A 1,723-nucleotide genomic window follows, 5' to 3' on the forward strand; every position below is an offset into this window, starting at 1 on the left:
GGCGGCAGCGTCTGGTATGCGCTGAAAGTCCAGGATGGCGTCGGCGCCATCCGGATCGGCCAATGGACAGCCTTTCCCGATATCGGCACGCCGTCCGCCGACCCCTATTCCAAAGCCCGCGTGGCGCGCGAGGGGGTGCTTGCGCTCGGCCGCGCCGAAGGGTTGTCCTTCGTCGCCGAGCGCGACACGGGCGGCGCCGAGCTCAAGCGCGAATGCACCTACACCATCGAGGGCGGATTTCCGACGGCGCGGTTCTGGACGCTCTATGCCGCCGACCAGTCGCTCGGCGTGGTCGAAACCGGCAAACCCCGGCTGGCGGCGCTGCAATCCTATGGTGTTGTACGACAACCCGATAACTCGGTCGTCATTTCCGCCGGCCATCACCCGATGCCGGGCAACTGGCTGCTGACCGACGGCTTCGGCAGGATGTATTTCGTGCTGACCTTCTACGACACGCCGATCGCCAGCAGCACCGGCCTTTCGGACGTTTCGCTACCGCGGATCGTCAAGGTCGGCTGCGATGCGTAGCTTTTATGCAACGATGCGCAGACTTCTGCATGCCGTCCTGCTCGGCCTGCTCGGCGCCGGCATCGTGCACATCGCCGTGCTGCTTCTGGTGCCTGAGTTTTCCGAACGCGATGCCTGGTCGCGGCTGTCCATGGCGTCGGATCTCTACAGGATGACGCGGCTCGATGCCGAGGCCGGTGGCGCGCCCGTGGTGAAATCCGTCGATCCGCTGTTCTACGCAACGGCATGCCGTTTCGACCTGGGCGAAGGCATGGTCCGGATCAAGGCACCTGGACACGTGCCGTTCTGGTCGGTGTCGGTCTATGACCGCAGCGGCCACAACATCTATTCCTTCAACGACCACACCGCGACCGGCGGCGTGCTGGATGCCGTCGTGCTGACGCCGGCGCAGATGATCGACGTGCGCAAGGACCTTCCCGAGGACCTTCAGGGAACGATCTTTGTCGAAGCGCCGATCGAGGAAGGCATCTTCGTCATCCGCGCCTTCGTGCCCGACGACAGCTGGAAGCCGATCGTATCGCGCTTCTTCGAGCAGAGTTCCTGCGAGTTGCAGGACTTCTAGAGCCTGTTCCATCCCGATGGAATCGGGATGGGCTCTATCTTATTGTTTGAGCATGATCTTTTCCGAAAACCGGATTCCACTTTTCGGGATCATGCTCTAGTGATGCGGGACCGGCTTCGTCCCTGGCGATCCCGGCTTGTCGGGATCGACCGGCCGCACTTCGCCGGCATGAGACCGCTCATAGCGGATGCCGGGAAAGATGATCACCGCCGCCGGAATTTCGGCGGTTTGCTTTGTCCGATTGCTTGGTGCCGTACGCGGCACGAAAGACAGTACCATGCCCATGGTTCGCGCATTCCTCTCGGTTTCCCCGGAGCACAACGCAACGCCTCCAAATATCATTAAGGCCGGCAGAGGGTTAACGGAGCGCTAACGGATCGTCGCTAACTTGATCTTTGTTCTTGGCACTCGCGAAACCGACACAGTCCCGGTCGAGCGTGGCCAAGCTTGTGTCGAGTACGGGCGTATCCTTCGTGTCATCTTCGGACTTCAGGCAAATCGCGGTACGAAAAGACTCGGGAAAGGCCGAAAGGCTGTTCCGCGCCGCGGTGTCGGCGTTCTGCTCGCTCACCCGCCCTTCACGCCGTGAGATCGGCCAGCTCGAAGACCTGACGCTGCCGCTGTTCGACAATG

3 protein-coding genes and 1 pseudogene are annotated in these 1,723 nt (G+C 62.0%); 3 read left to right on the plus strand and 1 reads right to left on the minus strand.

What is annotated here, in order from left to right:
• On the plus strand, nucleotides 1-528 hold a 528-nt coding region (locus tag EN935_RS34565), incomplete at its 5' end, for a DUF1214 domain-containing protein (protein ID WP_245489127.1).
• A complete protein-coding gene (locus tag EN935_RS34570; RefSeq protein ID WP_109662519.1) occupies nucleotides 521-1,090 on the plus strand; it encodes a DUF1254 domain-containing protein in 570 nt (189 codons plus the stop codon). The genes EN935_RS34565 and EN935_RS34570, both read left to right, overlap by 8 nt.
• 96 nt (nucleotides 1,091-1,186) lie before the next feature.
• On the opposite strand, the gene EN935_RS34575 is transcribed toward EN935_RS34570, so the two are convergent.
• Nucleotides 1,187-1,375 carry a hypothetical protein gene (locus tag EN935_RS34575; RefSeq protein ID WP_109662516.1) on the minus strand — a complete coding sequence of 63 codons (189 nt, stop codon included), beginning with the start codon at nucleotides 1,373-1,375 and terminating at the stop codon, nucleotides 1,187-1,189.
• A gap of 152 nt (nucleotides 1,376-1,527) precedes the next feature.
• Between EN935_RS34575 and EN935_RS41590 the strand changes: the two are divergent.
• A pseudogene (locus EN935_RS41590) lies at nucleotides 1,528-1,723 on the plus strand (hypothetical protein); the annotation flags it as partial.

It is taken from the genome of Mesorhizobium sp. M7D.F.Ca.US.004.03.1.1 (genome assembly GCF_003998635.1).
Lineage (GTDB): Bacteria > Pseudomonadota > Alphaproteobacteria > Rhizobiales > Rhizobiaceae > Mesorhizobium > Mesorhizobium loti.

What these genes read in the sequence shown, in the direction of transcription:
- EN935_RS34570 (WP_109662519.1), top strand. Translation starts at nt 521, where the DNA reads ATGCGTAGCTTTTATGCAACGATGCGCAGACTTCTGCATGCCGTCCTG.
- EN935_RS34575 (WP_109662516.1), bottom strand. Translation starts at nt 1,375, where the DNA reads ATGGGCATGGTACTGTCTTTCGTGCCGCGTACGGCACCAAGCAATCGG.